The following is a 17,291-nucleotide window of genomic DNA, read 5'->3' as shown; positions in this document are numbered from 1 at the left end:
CCTATTCAGCTGTTGTTACTCTTAATATTTCCTCTGTAGTTGTTAATCCTTGTTTTACTTTTAATAGCCCATCATCAATTAAAAAGATGGTTTTGTTTTTGATGGCTAGGTCACGTAGAGTTGTGTAAGACTCTCGATTCATAATTGCCCTTTTCATGTTGTCGTTGATTACCAGTAACTCATGGATGGCAACCCTACCTTTATATCCTGTCATATTACAGGTTCCACAGCCTTTTCCTCGGTTCACTTTTTCAATGGTAATTCCGCGTTTTGCGAAGATTTCGAGCTCCCGTACAGTTGGTTCCTGCAACTGACCACAATCTCGACAAACACGACGAACCAATCGCTGAGCGACTACGCCTGAGAGTGATGAGGCAACAAGGAATGGTTCAACCCCCATATCAATTAAGCGTGTAATCGTACCAAGTGAATCGTTTGTATGGAGAGTACTTAGGACTAGATGACCAGTTAATGATGCTCGGACAGCCACATCCGCTGTTTCCTGGTCACGAATCTCTCCAACCATAATGATATTAGGATCTTGCCGTAAAATCGCCCGAAGCCCTTTTGCAAATGTCATACCGACATTTGGATTTACTTGAATTTGATTAATACCTTCTAGCTGGTATTCGACAGGATCCTCAATTGTAATGATATTTACATCTTCAGAATTAAGCTGATTTAATGCAGCATAAAGAGTGGACGACTTTCCTGACCCGGTAGGACCCGTAATTAATACAATTCCTGTTGGGCTATGAATCAGTCTTTTAAATCGTTCGAGGTTCACATTATTAAATCCTAATTGTGAAAGATTATTTAATGCGCTCCCTAAATCTAAAACTCTCATTACAATTTTCTCACCATATACAGTTGGTAAGGTGGAAACACGTAAGTCAATATGATGTGCTTCAAGATTTATTTTTATTCGACCATCCTGAGGGATGCGGCTTTCGGTAATATCTAGATTCGCCATAATTTTAATGCGTGCTGTTAGGACGCCTTGCATGCTCTTTGGTAACGACCGTTCCGTACGGAGCACACCGTCTACTCGATAACGAAGTAAAACCTTTGTTTCATGCGGATCGACATGAATATCACTGGCACGCTGCTGAACAGCATTTTGCAGGATTTGGTTTACTAATTTAACAACTGGTGAATCCTCGTTTGTAATTCTCTCTTCTTCAATTTCCGTAGGAGCTTCTGCAAAAAGTTCCTTTACCCCTTCGTCTAAATCATAAAACTTATTAATCGCCCGTATGATCTCGTCCTTAGAGGCTATAACGGGTTCGATCTGAAACCCAGTCGTTAGGCGTAAATCCTCAATGGCGTAATAATCCATTGGGTCTGCCATTGCGACAAATAGCTTGTCCCCATCTTTGCGAAGGGCGATTAAATGATGTCTTCTCGCCATTTCTTTTGGTATCAATGTCGTTAATGATGTGTCGATTGGATATCGAAATAGACTCACATGGGGGATCCCTAATTGAAACTCGAGAACCTCGATTAGTTGTTGCTCTGTAATAAACCCTTTTTGAAGAAGAATATCTCCAAGTTTTTGTGATTCCGACTGATCTTCTAAGGCTTGTTTTAACTGTTGCTCTGTTAAAAGACCTGCCTCAATTAGCAAATCTCCTAATCGCCTACGTCCTCTAAGCATGGAATTTCCCCTCCTCCCTAAGATTTTTGTAAATGCAATGGATCAGGATCCTCCCATAAATCTATATTTTCGTTATTTTCGTCCGTATCATTTCCAGATTCTTGATTATTTTCTTCACCGTTTGAACCATTATTTATTCCAGGAGCAATATCCGGATCTGAAATATTACCATCTGGTTGCTTATCGCTCGGGTTTTGAGGGGATTCCGGTACTAAAATACTATGGGCTTCGATTGTGTGAATTGGTGGATAATAGTCCTCAGCTACCTTCACCTTTTCATCTACCTCACCAGCTTTTTCAACGATGCGATAGATTTTACCAAATTGTCCAGCAGTTCCTTTTTGTTTTACCACCATTTCGCCCTTAGGAAGAGTACGATCATACTGCTTAATAATCTTAGGTTCGAGGGACTCTTCATCTTCTATTTTCACATTTATCGAAGATTGCATTTCTGGACCAATAAGCTGTACATTGAATTCATGATTTTTCAATGAAAACAGTAGTTTATATTCGTAAGGATTAACATTATAAATCAGTAAATCCTTTTTTTCTTTTTCAAACACCGCTTCATATCCGAAAGTTGCATAATCAGGCAGTTGGGCACTAATATGTCTTTCAATGATTTCAAAATTGGAGGATAAGACAGTTGAATAGATTCCAGTTGCAATTACACTTAATGATTCATTCGAATAGTTTGAAATTGTATCACTTTCCTCTAAAAATGATAGCAAAGAAAATGGCTTGTTTGCAGGCAAATTCACTACTTCAAATTCTTTCACCCAATTTACGATTTCACTTTCATCCTTAAGATTGCGAATCACTGATTGTGATACGATATTATTTTCATCGACCTCGACAAATTTTCCAAGGTTAATCTCAATCTTACCTGGATGTAAAGTTGTAGCAGGAAGCAGCAACTCATTTTCAAGCTCAACTGTGTTCATTTCTATTGAGCTAATTTCGTTTAGAACTTTTTCTAGGCTTTCATCTTTTACCCCTGTTAGCAAAGGGTTTTGAGCACCATCAACTGCTGTATTTACACTTTCAAGGATATCGATACTAAACATTTCTCGTTTATTTACAGCATTTTTCATATCACCAGAAACAAGTGTTATTTCACCTATTCCATACCAGGTTTCAACCTCTGATAACAAGGCTGTTCTCGCATCCTCTTCGCTAAGACCAGTCACATCAACTGGTCCAATCATTGTTCCTTCCTTAAAGGAATCGTTAGCAAAAAAGGCATGGTACGTTTTTGATCCAAAAGTCGAAAAAAGGGATAGGAGTATAACACAAAGTAAGAGCAAGCTGAAAATTTTAACTGTATGTAATTTCTGCATCATTGTGCTCCTTTCGACTCTTTTTGACTTCTTTATTTAACCGTGATTAGTTTGTAGTGTCTCCAGATTCATTTACATGATTTTAAAAAGACCTTATTAACATTCAAAAATAAGATAGTAAAATATACCTATTCTTCTTCCTATCATTTTATATGAAAATAGGAAAATACTAAAGAGAGTTTACGCGCTCTTTGTAATAAAAGCAATTTTTTTGTTACAATTCGTCATATTTTTACTCGTGTCAGTTTTTCCTCAAAAAAAAAGAGCGTTCTCGCTCCTTTAATCATCTTTATAAACTTATTTTTCACGAGTTGGTTCTGCTGATAGGATATCTTTTGGTGAAATGTTCTCTGTTGTTCCACCAAACATTGGTGGCAAATCTTCTAATGTAATACTATCATATGTTACCGATCCTCCACCTGAAATGGTGAGTGATTTAGAAATAATATTACCCTGAATAGTTCCACCACCAGTAATATTCACATTTGAATTTGGCGCATAAAATACTTGTGTTATAGCATTAGCTCCTCCACTAATATCTATTTTCCCACCACCAGTAATAATATGTCCTTGAAAACCAGAACCTCCAGTCATTGTTATGTTTGCATTTTGAGCGTATAAAGAGCCGTAAATTCTTTGGTCTCCAGACATATCTAAACTAGTCCCTTTATAAAAAATATCAAGCTTATTTATTTGTCCCTTCATAAGCTCCAGTTTTTTTCCTTTACTCACTTTATTGTTATCAATATCAGTTGATGTATTTATAACACTACCAGCCCCCATTGTTATCTTATTCGAAACATAAAGGATCAGCTTTCCTTTACCAATTATATTTATTTTCCCATTTGGAACATTTAGATGATTTACAACGATGTTTCGATCAGTATTACCTATATCAATATTTAACGTATTATTTGAGGTAATATAAATCTCATTGAATTGTAAATCCTTATTCATCTTTAAAGTATAGTTATTTGCAACCCAACTATTAATGAGTAATGATTCGTTATAAATGACATCATGGCTATTGTTATCTTTATAAATTATTTCATTCTTTGGTATCGAGTTGCTGGGAAAAGCAGGAAACTGCGGTAAATCGAATATTTTAATATAGGGTAGATTTACTACTTGAATCTTTACATCCTTATTATTTGTATCTATAACATCATTTCCAGCACTTGGACCAACATATACTGTTCCTGAAATACTGGCTCCCCCATCAAGAACGACTGACCTTGGGGCAGATGAGTTCGTTCCAACATCCCCAGTAATTTTTGCTCCACCTGATAAATCAATTTTCTCTTTCACAAACACCGCCGTATCAGGAATATCAATATTCGATTTATTTACCCAAAAAATACGAATTTGTTTCTCCACTGTCCGTGAGCGATTATCGATTGTTCCGATCGAAGTGAGTTTATAGTCTCGATAGTTGTCATTCACTTCGTAATTCCCAATCTTTTCTATCGTTATTTTTGCCTCTGGTATATGGCCAAAAGCTTCTTCAAAATTGCGATAGGGCGGTTCGTTATTTATGTCGGTAATCATCTGATCAATTTCCGAAAAAAATGTGCCTTTAGTGGCAGAGTCATTATAGATATTTACAATATTTTGATTGACCTTGTCCATTGCATAGGTGATGCCCGATTCAGCAATATAATAGGTAGATTGGTAGCTTCTTTCCCCCGAACTCATTTTCATATTGTTAAGGGTGAGTCCCATTATGGCTAGTCCTAAAATTGTCATGACCGTAAGAATTAAGAGTACCATGACAAGAGCAATACCTTTTTCATTTTGGATAAATGAAGTTTGTTTTTTCACAATATCACGCCTATTCTCGGATATAAATAGTAGTTTCAGGTAGATCTCCTATTTTTAAAATCACTTGATTCCCATTCTTGGAAACATTAAAACCATTTATATTCGTCATAAACTCTTCATTATTTTTTTCAATTGTGGTTCCCTCAAGTTTGTATACATCTGAGCCATTAATCGTTAATTCATTGGGATTATTGACCTTAACCGAGTCTGCTTTTCTTATTTCTTTTGTAATTAGATTTGCAGCAAGTCTTTCTTGTGATTGGATTTGTACTTCATTCTTTTGTGTATTCATCTGTTTTTGCCCAAATAAATGAACAGAGCTAGCAAGCAGAAGAATAATTGAAAGAAGTGAAATGGCTGCTAAAAGTTCAACCAATGTTACACCCTTTTCACATTTTTCCATCCTGATCACCCACTATTTTTCCAAGATAAAACCGTCTCCATTTGGGATTCGAGCTTTTGTTTGTTTGAATCTCTATATATCTTTAAAACAACCTTTCCAAGGTCAGTTGTAGTATCCTTTAATTGCACAAAAACATACCGGTCATCTTTCATCATTCCATAACAATGGCTACAAGAGGGATCGTTGCTGTATCCTTTACTTAACATTTGAGTTGATAATTCAAGTAGGGAAGGAGAAGCAGATTTTGTATTTAAATGAATGATTTCTTCCAACTCTGATTCTGCAAGATACGTGGATTCAGTAATACTTTTAGAAATATTGTTTGTTTTTGCTGATTGAATGAACATGGGTACAAATGTAACAATGATTAGAGATAGAATGACAATAGAGGCAAGAACTTCAATTAAAGTGATTCCATTTTGATTCTTTGACTTCATCCTCCACTCCCCAATCTCAAATAGTTCTTTAGCACCATTATAGGCTGAATACATTATTTAGAAAAGAAAAATACATAAATACATGTCACATATTGTCTTTTTCATAAAAAAATAGATAAGAAAGTCTTTCTTATCTATTTCACATCCACCTTGTCTCTATTCAGTTTAATAAAAATCTCCTAACCTCTGAAATAAAATAAAGTGAGCCCGTAATAATGAGAGCTGCATTTTCAACCGAAGACACACGCTCTAATCCCGCCTCTACTGCCTCCTGCCAATTATCGACAGTATTTATCGATTCACCCGCAGATGAATTTTCATATAGTTCTCCAGTGGTTGCCGCTCTTGGGTAGTCAAAGCTGGAAAAAGTTAATGTTTTTGCGATCTTTTCAAGTTGCCCAATCATCGTGTCTAATTTTTTATCGCTTAGGGCGCTAAAAATAATGTGAATGTCTTTCCCTTTCAAGTGGGCTTCTATCGTGTCCACAAGACTATTAACACCTTCTGGATTATGGGCACCATCTAGAATGACAAGTGGATTCTTTGAAATTTCTTCAAATCGGCCAATCCATTTTGTTTTTTCTAAACCTGTGGCAAGTTGACGCTCTTCTATTTGTACAGCACCAGTATCTTGCAACATATGAACTGCCAATACGGCTAAGCTTGCATTTCTTACTTGATGAGCACCTTTCATCGAGATGTGCAGATTTGGAAAGGTTTTATTCTGTGTTTTTACAGTAAAAGATTCTCCTTCATTTGCATGGTGACCAAGGATAAAGAAATCCTGCCCTAGTTGATAGAAAGGGCTAATTTTTTCTTTTGCGATCGTACCAATTACTTCAATGGCTTGAGGTTGTTCAACCGCCGTTATTACAGGTACATTTCGTTTGATGATTCCCGCTTTTTCTCCCGCAATTTCTTCAATCGTATCTCCAAGAATGTTCATGTGATCAAATCCAATACTTGTGATAATAGATATAAGAGGGTTAATGACATTTGTTGAATCAAGTCTCCCCCCTAATCCAACCTCCATAATCACAAAGTCGATATCGGAAGCTTCTCCAAAATAATGTAGAGCCATTGCCGTGATTACTTCAAATTCAGTTGGACCACCAAGTTCGGTCTCCTCCAACTCTTCCGCTAATGGTTGTATCACTTGTAAGAGAGAGACAATTTCATCATCCGAAATAGGTTTTCCATTTACACTAATTCGTTCATTAAAAGTCTCAATAAAAGGAGAAGTGAAGGTTCCAATTTTATAACCGGCTTCCTGTAACATGTTTCGGATGTAGCTAACAGTGGATCCCTTCCCGTTTGTTCCCGCTACATGAATGGCCTTGATTTTTTCTTGCGGATGATCGAGCCGATCCATCATCCATTCCATTCGGGATAGTCCTGGCTTCATGCCGAGCCTTAATCTCCCATGAATCCAAGCAAGGGCTTCATCATAAGTCTGTATCATATGTGTTCCTCCAAATATAGTTAAAATGAAGGAAAGACGAATCTTTATAAGATCCGCCTTTTATTCATTTAGCCTCTTAATTCTGCAATGCGCTCGCGTACTGTTTCTCGTTTTTCGAGATAGTCTCTTTCTTTTGCTCGTTCTTCATCGATAACTTTTTGAGGTGCTTTCTTTACAAAACCTTCGTTGCCTAGTTTTTTCTGAACGCGTTCAACCTCTTTATCAAGCTTATCTAGTTCTTTTTCTAGTCGCTTAATTTCTTCATCGATATTAATAAGTCCTTCAAGTGGTAGAAATAGTTCCGCACCTGTTACAACAGAGGTCATTGATTTTTCAGGTGAAGTAATATCAGTTGCAACCTGAAGTTCACTAGGATTACAGAATCTCTCCAGGTAAGAACGATTCTTTTCAAGTTGTGATAAGAATGTTTCATCCTTCGCCTTAATATATAGCTTGATTTGCTTGCTCATTGGTGTATTCACCTCTGCGCGGATGTTTCGAACAGAGCGAATAATATCTACTAATAATCGCATTTCTTGCGCAGCTTGATCATCTGATAGTTGTGCATTTACTTCAGGCCATTTTGCAATCGTAATGGATTCTCCATTATGCGGCAAATTCTGCCATATTTCCTCGGTAATAAAAGGCATGAATGGATGTAGCAATCTCATTGTATTGTCTAAAACATAAGCAAGAATCGATCTTGTTGTTTTCTTCGCTTGTTCGTCTTCACCATATAAAGGAAGCTTCGCCATTTCAATATACCAATCACAGAAGTCATCCCAAATGAAGTTATAAAGGACTCTTCCTACTTCACCGAATTCATATTTATCAGCCAGATTTGTGACTGATGCGATCGTTTCGTTTAGGCGAGTTAAAATCCACTTATCAGCAACAGATTTTTCACCGCTAAAGTCGATGTCTTCAAACTTTAAATCACCCATATTCATTAAGGCAAAACGTGATGCATTCCAAATCTTATTTGCAAAGTTCCAAGTTGCTTCAACTTTTTCAATGCTAAAGCGTAAGTCTTGCCCTGGTGAGCTTCCCGTTGATAAGAAGTATCGTAATGAATCGGCACCGTATTTGGCAATGACATCCATTGGGTCAACACCATTTCCGAGTGACTTACTCATTTTACGACCTTCTGCATCACGTACTAGACCATGAATTAGAACATCCTTAAATGGACGTTTTCCTGTAAATTCAAGACCTTGGAATATCATTCTTGACACCCAGAAAAAGATGATGTCATAGCCTGTTACAAGAGCATCTGTAGGGTAGTGACGTTTAAAATCAGCAGCCTCTTTATCAGGCCAACCCATTGTTGAAAATGGCCATAATGCAGAACTAAACCATGTGTCTAAAACGTCTTTATCCTGTTCCCAGTTGTCGATATCTGCTGGTGGTTCATGATCAACATGTACCTCACCAGTTTCTTTATGATACCAAGCAGGGATTCTGTGACCCCACCATAATTGCCGCGAAATACACCAATCACGAATATTCTCCATCCAATGTAGATACGTCTTTTCAAAACGTTCTGGAACGAAATGTACTTTACCTTCCTGACTTTGAAGCTTTATCGCTTCATCCGCTAATGGCTGCATTTTTACAAACCATTGTGTGGACAAATAGGGTTCAACCACTGCCCCACTTCGCTCACTATGTCCAACTGAATGAAGATGGTCTTCAATTTTGAATAGTACACCTTCTTCTTGAAGGTCCTTTACTATTTGCTTTCTGCATTCAAAGCGATCCATACCTTGGTATTTACCGGCATTCTCATTCATCGTTCCGTCTTCATTCATGACGAGAACGCGTTCGAGATTATGACGATTGCCAACCTCGAAGTCATTCGGATCATGGGCAGGTGTAATTTTCACAGCACCAGAACCAAATTCCATATCAACATAATCATCACCAACAATGGGTATTTCCCTTCCTACGATTGGGAGAATAACAGTTTTACCGATTAAGTGTTTAAAGCGCTCATCTTCTGGATGAACCGCGATAGCCGTATCGCCAAGCATGGTTTCAGGACGCGTTGTTGCAATTTCAATTGATCCGCTACCATCTGCTAAAGGATAGCGCATATGGTAAAATGCCCCTTGAACATCTTTATAAATGACCTCGATATCAGAGAGGGCTGTTTTTGTTGCAGGATCCCAGTTGATAATGTATTCACCGCGGTAAATAAGACCTTTTTTATATAAGGTAACGAACACTTCACGAACCGCTTTTGAAAGTCCTTCATCAAGTGTGAATCGTTCTCTTGAGTAATCTAAACCAAGTCCTAGTTTAGACCATTGCTCACGAATATGACTCGCATATTCTTCTTTCCACTTCCATGTTTCCTCTACGAATTTTTCTCGCCCTAAATCATAGCGAGTTTTTCCATTCTCACGTAGCTTCGCTTCCACTTTAGCTTGTGTCGCGATACCGGCATGGTCCATTCCTGGTAGCCATAGAACATCATAGCCTTGCATCCTTTTTATACGAGTTAGAATATCCTGTAAGGTTGTATCCCACGCATGACCCAGGTGTAACTTCCCTGTAACGTTCGGCGGTGGAATGACAATTGTGTATGGTTTTTTCGAAGCATCATCTTTTGCTTCAAAAAATTTACCATCCAACCAATATTGATAGCGGCCCGCTTCAATTGTTTGCGGGTCATACTTTGTTGATAACGTCTTTTCATTTCCTTCCATGAGTGTTCCTCCTTAAAAAAATATCCAAAATTGAATCAAATGAGCCTTGGCGTAATTGCCGCCCTGGCTGAATAAATAAAAAACTCCACTCATCCTCATAAAAGGACGAATGGAGTATATTCGCGGTACCACCTTTTTTCATAGATAAAGAAACGTATCTATGCTCTCAAAAAAAGATAACGGCTTTTCACCGGCTTTTACTACTCGATTTTCATAAAAGCTACTAAAGGGCGACCTTCCATCGTAACGTTCCTAAGAAACCTCACAGCTACTGATTTCTCTCTCTGAAGGGGTATCCGATGTACTCTTCCCTCTCATCGTATGTAAGCAATAATGATGTTTAAAAGTCGCCAAATGATAAACTTCGAATCTCTACGTCACTCGGTCTCTCCGGTCCTCGCGTATTAAATACATACGCTCCGGTCCTCAAGACTGTCCTTCCTTGACCTTCTCGTTTCTGATTCGTCGACTTTAAAACTTTTATTTTAGTTACTTAAAGATTCTACTACTAATATTCGTGAATTTCAATAGGTATTGTCAATAAGGGTAGCCAAGATTTTTATACTTTATTCACTATGTTGCATTTTGTTACAAATTTGTCTGATTGGAACTATTCTGCTTATCCTAGCATATTTTAATTATAGGATATTTGAAGGGAGAGATCAGCATGAAAAGAGGACGATTTAGAAAATACTCCTACCCTCCTTGGCTAAGACTATGCAGAGACGTTTGTCACCAATTTATTATCCCCATCACGATCGTTCAAGCGGTTCGAACCATTTTTCTTCCAACCTCGTTTGATGTGCTCTTTTTAGCCATCTTAATTTTGCTTGCCGTTGCCTTTTATTTTGACTATGTATAGAAAATCCCATACATTATTCCGTATGGGATTCTTCTTCCTGTTCTTTTTGTTGATGTTCTGCTTCAAGTAGTTTAACAGAAACAAACTCAATGTTTTTTGTTAGCCAGTAAGCTCGCTGTAAAGCTTGGACATGCTCCCGCTCTGATTTCCTTTGATTATGCTCAGAATAATTGCGCACACACCGGTAAATGGGTTCTGGATATGTTAAATGACTTAAAAAAAGATAAAATTCCTCTTCCCTTAATGGAAAACGGCTTTGGTAAGTTTCAAGCCACTCTAAACAATCTGTACATTGTATAGGATATGTTTTTAATATACGGAAATAAAGACTTACTAAATCATTTGTTGGACTAGCATAGCCAACCTTTTCAAAATTCGATAGATATCCTTTTCCGCTATCATCATATAAAAAATGAGAATCTGATAAATTATTTAGTGTTAAGGCGGTTCGATAAGACTTCTTCTCTACCATTAATTCATGCCATTTTTCGAGCTGGGTTCTTGCAAATGATGAGGCTAGGCTGGTTTCATAAAAATACGTACAAAACTGTAATTCAAATGGGGACATATACCATTTAGCCTCTGCTTCTACAACAAACCTTTCTAGAAATTGATTTCGCTCTTCCCATTTTTTGATGATTGTTTCATAGTGTCCTTTTATCTCATTTTCATTATTGATTTGTTGTTTACTTACAGTTGTTAGATGAATCCTTGCGATTTCTTTAAAAAAGGCATGGTAATGATCTCCACGATGCTCGAGTGTATGGCTTTTCAACCATGGCATCAGGTAATGAAATTTGTGGTTATGATATATAAGGTATTTTCCTTCGACCGTTGGGTAAATGGGGACAGCCCTTGTGTAACCCTGTTGAAATAATTGTTGAAGGAAAGTGGGGAAGGATGGATTGATTTTGTGCGAAATGGATTTAAGAGCATAAATGCCTTTGTCTGTAACGACTTTTGTAATTTTCCCGAATCGTTCAAGTGATAGGGGCTTTAGGTTATATTTCTTTAAGATAGGCCCGATACTACTTATATCAATTTTATTCATTGGGCCAACCACTCTCTTTCCTAGCAATTTTTATGGTCCACACATCAAGAAAACAGGGCGAGGTTTTCCTCCCCACCCTATCATAATTACGTATTCGCTTGGACAGGGATATATAATAACTGTCCTTCAGAAACGGAATCCGTATTTAATGAGTTAACCCGGACTAATTGTTGAACACTTATTTCATAGCGTTGTGAAATTTTTTCTAATGAATCTCCATGTTGAACGATACAGATTTTCATTGTCGTATGATCATCCACTTCATCTCTACCAAATATTTTGGTTAATAACAAATCATTTTCACTTCGTTTTACTGATTCTTCTGTTTGTTCTTCTCGATGCTCTTGAACCACTTCTTTTTCCTGGACGGCTGTTGAGCTTTTCTTATTTGGTTGGTCGGAAGCGAAACTTAACTGATTATCATGCCTAGCTTTTACCTCAATTGTAGGTGTTAAAACGGTTTGAAACTCTTCTTCCTCGATCGCATCAACAACCTCAATCTCCTCGTGTTGTTCCAGATCCAGATAGACTTCCTTTCTTGCTTCCACCTCAAAAGGAACAAAGAGGTCGGCATCGGCTTCTTCATCCTGCTGTTTTCTATCTGCTTCTTGTTCCTCTGCCCCACTTTGTAGCACTACTTCCTCTTGGTATTGTAGTACTCCCTCTTCCTGGTCTTCTTGTATTACTTCCGCAACAACATGAACATCTTCTTCACTTACTACCTCTGCATCTACTTGAGTTTCTTCTTCCTCTTCAAATGAACTGCTTCTCACTAGCTCCAATTCTTCTTCTGCAGGTTGCTCAACCGTAGCAGAAGGTTGCTCTACCGCTGCAGAAGGTTGTTCTTCTTGTTTCCTCGCCTCAGTGGAAACTTCCTCTTTTGATGCTTGAGTAATCCCATGAATCCCACTTATGGCCAAATCGGCAACGATCTGTAAACAGCCACGCTTCGGAATTTCATAGTCAAATGTCTCAATTAAGACATATACATCATCTAAGCTTTGAACACGGTCTTGTGGAATCGTAATGTCGACAGGGAAGCGATGGTTAAGTTCACTAATTCCATCCTCACGTGTAATAACCTCATTTACCAGTCGAACCGAGGCAAAGTCACGCTCTCCCTCTTCCGCATTGTTTTCATCTATTCGATATTCACCTGTTAGCTGTAATGCACCGCGAATGGACACATATTGGTCATGCTCTTGAATAACAATATCAGGGTCAAGCGATATTGAGATGAGCTCAGAGACTTCCTGTCCCTTTTGAAACCAGACTGATTCCTCTACTGAAAATCGTAAGTTTTCAGATGACATCAGCTACTCCTCCTTTCAGTCTCCTTCTAAACAGATTTATTATGACATTACAATTTTTATGATAGTTCCAAGGGATTTATGATAAGTTCTTAAAGAAGTTGTTCGAAATAAAAAGGCAGACCCAGTTTATTTTATCTGAGTCTGCCTTATTGTCTTCTTAACCTTTGATTATAGAAAATGCTTTTTCGGCTGTTTGAATTGTTTTTTCGATATCTTCTTCAGAATGAGCGGTAGAAAGGAAGATGCCTTCAAATTGAGATGGTGGTAAGAATACTCCGCCATTTGCCATTTCACGGTAATACGTTGCAAAATAGTCTAAATTAGATGTTTTGGCAACATCATAGTTAATGACCTTTTCATTTGTAAAGAAGAAGCCAATCATTGAACCAGCACGATTGATACAATGTGGGATATCATATTTTTCTGCTGCTTGTGTAAGCCCCTCTTCCAGTCGATCAGCTTTCTTTTTAAACTCTGTATAGTCTTCTGGTTTTAACTGTGATAAAGTCTCATAGCCCGCTGTCATAGCTAGTGGATTCCCAGAAAGTGTTCCTGCTTGATAAATTGGTCCGGCTGGTGCAATTTTTTCCATGATGTCTGCACGTCCACCATATGCTCCTACAGGTAGACCGCCACCAATTACTTTACCTAGACAAGTAATATCAGGTGTAACACCAAAATAGCCTTGAGCACAATGATAATCCACACGGAATCCTGTCATAACCTCATCAAAAATTAACAATGTTCCATACTTTGTTGTAATTTCACGAAGTCCTTCAAGGAATCCAGGTTGCGGAGGAACAACCCCCATGTTTCCAGCTACTGGCTCGACGATCACGCCAGCAATATCTTCCCCAAACTGTTCAAATGCATATTTTACTGCTCCTAAATCATTATAAGGAACTGTAATGGTATTTTTAGCAATGCCCTCTGGAACACCTGGACTATCAGGTAAACCAAGAGTCGCAACACCTGAGCCTGCTTTAATTAATAATGAGTCACCATGACCGTGATAACAACCTTCAAATTTCAAGATTTTATTACGACCTGTATAACCTCGAGCTAAACGTAATGCACTCATAGTGGCTTCTGTTCCGGAGTTTACCATACGGACGATTTCAATGGATGGAACCCGTTCAATTACAAGTTTAGCCAGCTTATTTTCAGATAAGGTCGGAGCCCCAAAGCTTGTTCCCATTTCTGTTGCCTTTTTAAGGGCTTCAACCACTTGATCATTTGCATGACCGTGAATAAGTGGTCCCCAAGATAGTACATAATCTATGTATTCATTTCCATCGATATCATATATTTTAGAGCCCTTTCCACGCTCCATGAAAATTGGATCCATATTTACGGATTTGAAAGCACGAACTGGACTATTTACCCCGCCTGGCATTAGGTGAATACTTTCCGAAAAAGCCGCTTTTGACTTTTCATAACTTCTCATCATCGTAACCCCTTTCTTTTATTGGGACCTGTCCCCCTCCGCGTAAATGAGGGACAGACTCTTCATTCGTTAATTTTCCTTTAACCAACGTGCAACATCTTTTGAGTGATATGTAATGATTAAATCCGCTCCTGCACGTTTCATACCTATTAACATTTCCATGACAATTTCTTTTTCATTGATCCAACCGTTTTGAGCTGCTGCTTTAATCATTGAGTATTCTCCACTCACGTTATAAGCAACTATCGGTGCATTAAAATGGTTTTTAACATCGCGAACAATATCTAAGTAAGACAATGCTGGCTTTACGATAAGGAAATCTGCACCTTCTTCAATATCAGATTCAGCTTCACGTAACGCTTCCAAACGGTTCGCATAATCCATTTGATAGGTTTTACGATCACCAAAGGAAGGAGAACTCCCAGCTGCATCACGAAATGGACCATAAAAGGCTGAAGAGTATTTAACCGCATAGGACATGATTGGCACATTTTCAAAGCCTGCTTCATCAAGGGCGTGACGAATTGCCGTAACAAAGCCATCCATCATGTTAGATGGTGCAATAATGTCTGCGCCCGCTTTTGCCTGACTAACCGCTGTTTTTGCTAATAATTGTAACGACGGGTCATTTAGTACGTTTCCGTTTTCAATCACGCCACAGTGGCCATGTGATGTGTATTCACATAAACAAGTATCTGCAATTACGATTAATTCCGGGTGCTTCTCTTTCGTTAAACGTGTTGCCTCTTGAACAATACCGTGATCATGATAAGCTCCTGTACCAACCTCATCCTTGTCATTTGGTACACCAAATAAAATGACTGATTTAATACCTAACTCTACAATTTCATCAAGTTCTTGTTCGAGTAAATCTAATGAAATATTATAAACACCCGGCATTGAGGAAACTTCTATTTTTTTATTTTCACCTTCCACAACGAATAAGGGGTAAATTAAATCATCAGTATGTAGATGTGTTTCACGGACTAATGCTCTCATGTTTGCTGATTGACGTAATCTTCGATGTCTAGCAAATTGTAATTTCTCCATCGTTATTCTCCTTCTTGTGTAAAAAATCGATAATTTCCGCGAGTAAAAAGTCAGTTGTGTAATTCCTTGGACAAATATGAATCGGAATATGTAAATGATCAGCTGCTTTCTTTGTTTCGGGACCGATGCATGCGAATAGGACATGATCTGTCCATTCTTCCCACTCCGTTTGTTCCACCATTTTATAGAATTGCTTCACTGTAGAAGGACTCGTGAAGGTAATGATATCAATTCGTTTTTCTTTTAAAAGCTTGATTAATTGATCCCTTTCACGAGAATCTCCCACTGTCTCATATACAATTAAATCTGTTGCAACTGCACCGTGTTTTGTTAATTCATCGACTAAATAAGATCGTGATAAATTTCCACGAGCTAGTAAAAAGTGGACACCTGACTTCACATAAGGACGTAAACTTTCAAACAAACCTTCTGCGATAAATTCATCAGGTACAAGCTCAGGTGTATACCCTTTTGCCAACAAAGCCTTCTCCGTTTTTGTACCCACAACAGCTATTTTGGGCATTGGAATATTCTTTGTTACTTTTTCCACAACTAGATTATAAAACTCAAAAAAAGAATCAACACCATTTTTACTCGTAAAAATCAGCCATTCATACATGTGTAAATTCTTTATTGTTTCTTCAATAATCATTGTATCCTTCGGTTTTTGGAACGTTAGTAATGGTATTTCAATTGGAGTTCCACCTGCTGCCAAGATTTTCTTAGAAAATCCAGCAGCCGCACTTTTACCTCTTGTATTTAAAATCGTTTTTCCAAACAGAGGTTGTGTGCTTTCCATTACTTATTAAGCTCCTCTTTCACTTGATCAATTAACTCTTTTGCACCAAGGTCTGATAATTTTTTCGCTGCTTCATGTCCAACTTCAATTGGATTTTTCCCATAAACCTGTTCTTTATAAATCGTTTTCCCATCTGGAGAGCCTACCAAAGCTGTTAACGCAATTTCCCTATCCTCTGACATTGTTGCATAAGCTGCAATTGGAATCTGGCAGCCACCTTCCATTTTATGAAGAAAAGCACGCTCGGCAGCCACTGTATGTTGTGTATATTCATCATTTAATTTTGATAATGCAAGCAAAATTTCAGCATCATCTTCGCGGCACTCAATAGCTAGAGCGCCTTGACCAACAGCTGGTAAACAAACCTCGGGTTCCACAAATTCGGATACTACATCATCAGACCATCCCATGCGCTTTAGGCCTGCAGCTGCTAAAACGATTGCATCGTAGTCTTCATTTTCCAGCTTGGAAAGCCTTGTATCGATGTTCCCACGAATCCATTTAATTTCAATATCATCTCTTTTGGCAAGAAGCTGTGCACTTCTTCGTAAGCTGCTTGTTCCAACAATTGCCCCACTAGGAAGTGTTTCGAAGGAAACATCCCCCTTTGAGATGATGACATCACGGTGATCTTCACGCTTCGGAACACATCCAATGATAAGTCCTTCAGGTAGTTCAGCAGGCATATCCTTCATACTGTGGACAGCCATATCGATTTCCTTATCATATAAAGCTTGTTCAATTTCCTTTACGAAAAGACCTTTTCCACCAACCTTGGATAACGTAACATCAAGAATTTTATCACCTTTTGTTACGATTTCTTTCACCTCAAACTCATTGGGAACACCCAAATTTTTAAGTTGCTGGATTACCCAGTTTGTTTGTGTAATCGCCAATTTACTTCTTCGAGAACCAACAATAATTTTTCTCATATATGC

14 protein-coding genes and 1 other annotated feature are annotated in these 17,291 nt (G+C 38.0%); of the genes, 1 reads left to right on the top strand and 13 read right to left on the bottom strand.

Going from position 1 to position 17,291, the window contains the following annotated elements; all coding sequences use genetic code 11:
- Nucleotide 1: 1 nt before the first annotated feature.
- The 7 genes from E1I69_RS00140 to E1I69_RS00110 all read right to left on the bottom strand — a co-directional run bounded on the left by E1I69_RS00140 (nt 2) and on the right by E1I69_RS00110 (nt 9,831).
- Nucleotides 2–1,657, bottom strand: coding sequence for a GspE/PulE family protein (locus tag E1I69_RS00140; RefSeq protein ID WP_136377618.1), 1,656 nt, complete (start codon nt 1,655–1,657; stop codon nt 2–4).
- Nucleotides 1,658–1,674: 17 nt separating this feature from the next.
- Nucleotides 1,675–2,865, bottom strand: a complete 1,191-nt coding sequence (locus tag E1I69_RS00135) for a G5 domain-containing protein (protein WP_161974820.1) — start codon at nt 2,863–2,865, stop codon at nt 1,675–1,677.
- 429 nt (nt 2,866–3,294) lie between these two features.
- Nucleotides 3,295–4,818, bottom strand: coding sequence for a PilX N-terminal domain-containing pilus assembly protein (locus E1I69_RS00130; protein WP_136377616.1), 1,524 nt, complete (start codon nt 4,816–4,818; stop codon nt 3,295–3,297).
- A gap of 10 nt (nt 4,819–4,828) precedes the next feature.
- Entirely contained in the window at nt 4,829–5,221 is a 393-nt protein-coding gene (locus E1I69_RS00125; RefSeq protein ID WP_136377615.1) for a prepilin-type N-terminal cleavage/methylation domain-containing protein, read from the bottom strand.
- A gap of 5 nt (nt 5,222–5,226) precedes the next feature.
- A complete protein-coding gene (locus E1I69_RS00120; RefSeq protein ID WP_161974819.1) occupies nt 5,227–5,658 on the bottom strand; it encodes a type IV pilus modification PilV family protein in 432 nt (143 codons plus the stop codon).
- A gap of 160 nt (nt 5,659–5,818) precedes the next feature.
- Nucleotides 5,819–7,120 (bottom strand): bifunctional folylpolyglutamate synthase/dihydrofolate synthase, encoded by a 1,302-nt coding sequence (locus E1I69_RS00115; RefSeq protein ID WP_136377613.1) that lies wholly within the window; start codon nt 7,118–7,120, stop codon nt 5,819–5,821.
- Nucleotides 7,121–7,188: 68 nt separating this feature from the next.
- Nucleotides 7,189–9,831, bottom strand: a complete 2,643-nt coding sequence (locus E1I69_RS00110) for a valine--tRNA ligase (protein ID WP_136377612.1) — start codon at nt 9,829–9,831, stop codon at nt 7,189–7,191.
- A 98-nt stretch (nt 9,832–9,929) separates the two neighbouring features.
- Nucleotides 9,930–10,158, bottom strand: a binding site (T-box leader).
- Nucleotides 10,159–10,498: 340 nt separating this feature from the next.
- Between E1I69_RS00110 and E1I69_RS00105 the strand changes: the two genes are divergently transcribed.
- On the top strand, nt 10,499–10,693 hold the full coding sequence (locus E1I69_RS00105; protein WP_136377611.1) for a hypothetical protein: 195 nt from the start codon (nt 10,499–10,501) through the stop codon (nt 10,691–10,693).
- A gap of 13 nt (nt 10,694–10,706) precedes the next feature.
- Here the strand turns inward: E1I69_RS00105 and ysxE are convergent, their stop codons facing one another.
- From ysxE to hemC, 6 genes are all read right to left on the bottom strand, one after another.
- The gene (gene ysxE / locus E1I69_RS00100; RefSeq protein ID WP_136377610.1) at nt 10,707–11,744 is read right to left on the bottom strand and encodes a spore coat protein YsxE; all 1,038 of its coding nucleotides are present in this window, start codon (nt 11,742–11,744) and stop codon (nt 10,707–10,709) included.
- Between the two features lie 86 nt (nt 11,745–11,830).
- Nucleotides 11,831–13,057, bottom strand: coding sequence for a stage VI sporulation protein D (gene spoVID, locus E1I69_RS00095; protein WP_136377609.1), 1,227 nt, complete (start codon nt 13,055–13,057; stop codon nt 11,831–11,833).
- A 157-nt stretch (nt 13,058–13,214) separates the two neighbouring features.
- On the bottom strand, nt 13,215–14,504 hold the full coding sequence (gene hemL / locus E1I69_RS00090; RefSeq protein ID WP_136377608.1) for a glutamate-1-semialdehyde 2,1-aminomutase: 1,290 nt from the start codon (nt 14,502–14,504) through the stop codon (nt 13,215–13,217).
- 69 nt (nt 14,505–14,573) lie between these two features.
- Nucleotides 14,574–15,554 carry a porphobilinogen synthase gene (hemB, locus tag E1I69_RS00085; RefSeq protein WP_136377607.1) on the bottom strand — a complete coding sequence of 327 codons (981 nt, stop codon included), beginning with the start codon at nt 15,552–15,554 and terminating at the stop codon, nt 14,574–14,576.
- On the bottom strand, nt 15,532–16,353 hold the full coding sequence (locus tag E1I69_RS00080) for a uroporphyrinogen-III synthase (RefSeq protein WP_136377606.1): 822 nt from the start codon (nt 16,351–16,353) through the stop codon (nt 15,532–15,534). The genes hemB and E1I69_RS00080 overlap by 23 nt, the downstream gene beginning before the upstream one ends.
- Nucleotides 16,353–17,285, bottom strand: coding sequence for a hydroxymethylbilane synthase (gene hemC, locus E1I69_RS00075; RefSeq protein WP_136377605.1), 933 nt, complete (start codon nt 17,283–17,285; stop codon nt 16,353–16,355). Before hemC ends, E1I69_RS00080 begins: the two co-directional genes overlap by 1 nt.
- Nucleotides 17,286–17,291: the final 6 nt, after the last annotated feature.

The sequence above is a fragment of the Bacillus timonensis genome (assembly GCF_004799755.1).
GTDB lineage: Bacteria > Bacillota > Bacilli > Bacillales > Bacillaceae_L > Ferdinandcohnia > Ferdinandcohnia timonensis_A.
This window is presented reverse-complemented; position numbering and strand designations above follow the sequence as displayed.

Bases quoted from the DNA above. Each gene is read 5' to 3' on its own strand.
- E1I69_RS00110 (WP_136377612.1), bottom strand. From the start codon at position 9,831: ATGGAAGGAAATGAAAAGACGTTATCAACAAAGTATGACCCGCAAACA.
- hemB (WP_136377607.1), bottom strand. From the start codon at position 15,554: ATGGAGAAATTACAATTTGCTAGACATCGAAGATTACGTCAATCAGCA.
- E1I69_RS00120 (WP_161974819.1), bottom strand. From the start codon at position 5,658: ATGAAGTCAAAGAATCAAAATGGAATCACTTTAATTGAAGTTCTTGCC.
- E1I69_RS00105 (WP_136377611.1), top strand. From the start codon at position 10,499: ATGAAAAGAGGACGATTTAGAAAATACTCCTACCCTCCTTGGCTAAGA.
- spoVID (WP_136377609.1), bottom strand. From the start codon at position 13,057: ATGTCATCTGAAAACTTACGATTTTCAGTAGAGGAATCAGTCTGGTTT.
- hemC (WP_136377605.1), bottom strand. From the start codon at position 17,285: ATGAGAAAAATTATTGTTGGTTCTCGAAGAAGTAAATTGGCGATTACA.
- E1I69_RS00140 (WP_136377618.1), bottom strand. From the start codon at position 1,657: ATGCTTAGAGGACGTAGGCGATTAGGAGATTTGCTAATTGAGGCAGGT.
- E1I69_RS00125 (WP_136377615.1), bottom strand. From the start codon at position 5,221: ATGGAAAAATGTGAAAAGGGTGTAACATTGGTTGAACTTTTAGCAGCC.
- E1I69_RS00135 (WP_161974820.1), bottom strand. From the start codon at position 2,865: ATGATTGGACCAGTTGATGTGACTGGTCTTAGCGAAGAGGATGCGAGA.
- ysxE (WP_136377610.1), bottom strand. From the start codon at position 11,744: ATGAATAAAATTGATATAAGTAGTATCGGGCCTATCTTAAAGAAATAT.
- E1I69_RS00080 (WP_136377606.1), bottom strand. From the start codon at position 16,353: ATGGAAAGCACACAACCTCTGTTTGGAAAAACGATTTTAAATACAAGA.
- E1I69_RS00115 (WP_136377613.1), bottom strand. From the start codon at position 7,120: ATGATACAGACTTATGATGAAGCCCTTGCTTGGATTCATGGGAGATTA.
- hemL (WP_136377608.1), bottom strand. From the start codon at position 14,504: ATGAGAAGTTATGAAAAGTCAAAAGCGGCTTTTTCGGAAAGTATTCAC.